This window comes from Paraherbaspirillum soli (assembly GCF_042654985.1).
Classification (GTDB): domain Bacteria; phylum Pseudomonadota; class Gammaproteobacteria; order Burkholderiales; family Burkholderiaceae_D; genus Paraherbaspirillum; species Paraherbaspirillum soli.
In genome coordinates this window covers 1-1,809 of the sequence record NZ_JBHSMT010000017.1, presented here as the reverse complement: position 1 = coordinate 1,809, position 1,809 = coordinate 1, and the positions used below count along the sequence as shown (strand labels likewise).

The following is a 1,809-nucleotide window of genomic DNA, read 5'->3' as shown; positions in this document are numbered from 1 at the left end:
CCCCATCGCATCTAACGACGGTGCAGGAATATTAACCTGCTTCCCATCAGCTACGCATCTCTGCCTCGCCTTAGGGGCCGACTCACCCTGCTCCGATGAACGTTGAACAGGAAACCTTGGGCTTACGGCGTGGAGGCTTTTCACCCCCATTATCGCTACTCATGTCAGCATTCGCACTTCTGATACCTCCAGCATCCTTTACAAGACACCTTCGCAGGCTTACAGAACGCTCTCCTACCATATGCTTACGCATATCCGCAGCTTCGGTGACTGGCTTAGCCCCGTTACATCTTCCGCGCAGGACGACTCGATCAGTGAGCTATTACGCTTTCTTTAAAGGATGGCTGCTTCTAAGCCAACCTCCTGACTGTTTTAGCCTTCCCACTTCGTTTGCCACTTAGCCAATCTTTGGGACCTTAGCTGGCGGTCTGGGTTGTTTCCCTCTTGACGTCGGACGTTAGCACCCGGCGTCTGTCTCCCAAGCTCGCACTCATCGGTATTCGGAGTTTGCAATGGGTTGGTAAGTCGCGATGACCCCCTAGCCATAACAGTGCTCTACCCCCGATGGTGATACTTGAGGCACTACCTAAATAGTTTTCGGAGAGAACCAGCTATTTCCAAGTTTGTTTAGCCTTTCACCCCTACCCACAGCTCATCCCCTAATTTTTCAACATTAGTGGGTTCGGACCTCCAGTGCGTGTTACCGCACCTTCATCCTGGCCATGAGTAGATCACTTGGTTTCGGGTCTACACCCAGCGACTGAACGCCCTATTCGGACTCGATTTCTCTACGCCTTCCCTATACGGTTAAGCTTGCCACTGAATGTAAGTCGCTGACCCATTATACAAAAGGTACGCAGTCACGGAACAAGTCCGCTCCTACTGTTTGTATGCACACGGTTTCAGGATCTATTTCACTCCCCTTCCGGGGTTCTTTTCGCCTTTCCCTCACGGTACTGGTTCACTATCGGTCGATATCGAGTATTTAGCCTTGGAGGATGGTCCCCCCATGTTCAGACAGGATTTCTCGTGTCCCGCCCTACTTGTTGCAAGCTTAGTTCCACACACCTCATTTCGTGTAAGGGGCTATCACCCTCTATGGCTGCTATTTCCAGAGCATTCCACTATGACGCATGCTAATACTTGCGGCTGTTCCCATTTCGCTCGCCACTACTTTGGGAATCTCGGTTGATTTCTTTTCCTGCAGCTACTTAGATGTTTCAGTTCGCCGCGTTCGCCTTGCACACCTATGTATTCAGTGTGCAATACCCTAAAAGGGTGGGTTTCCCCATTCGGAAATCTGCGGATCAAAGCGTGTTTGCTCGCTCCCCGCAGCTTATCGCAAGCTACTACGTCCTTCATCGCCTGATATCGCCAAGGCATCCACCATGTGCACTTATTCACTTGTCCCTATAACTTTAGCTTCTGGCTGCGTTCACAGCCAAAAAGCGGTTATAGAGGTATTTCTATGAGTTTAGCGTTTGCCGTATCCAAAGCGTTATCGCATTCTCTATGTGGCTTGCGCCCATAGAGTCTTTTGAGAACTCTTTACATACTTTTTTGATTGATACAATCATACCCATCAACAAACAATGTCTTGTTTGCTGACGAATCTTTACTTCTTCTAGATTGTTAAAGAACGGTAAAACCATTGATCTTAAAAAGACCAAACCTAAATCCCAGTGCATGCTATCCGCACCGACTTAGGTTTGATATTTCTCACCAAGGAAACTTGGTGGAGGTTGACGGGATCGAACCGACGACCCCCTGCTTGCAAAGCAGGTGCTCTCCCAGCTGAGCTAAACCCCC

General features: G+C 49.4%; 1 tRNA gene and 1 rRNA gene. Both read right to left on the bottom strand.

Annotation, left to right across the window (positions count from 1 at the left end):
• Window positions 1–1,410, bottom strand: a 23S ribosomal RNA gene (locus ACFPM8_RS11645); the annotation flags it as partial.
• A gap of 323 nt (window positions 1,411–1,733) precedes the next feature.
• A tRNA-Ala gene (locus ACFPM8_RS11640) sits at window positions 1,734–1,809 on the bottom strand.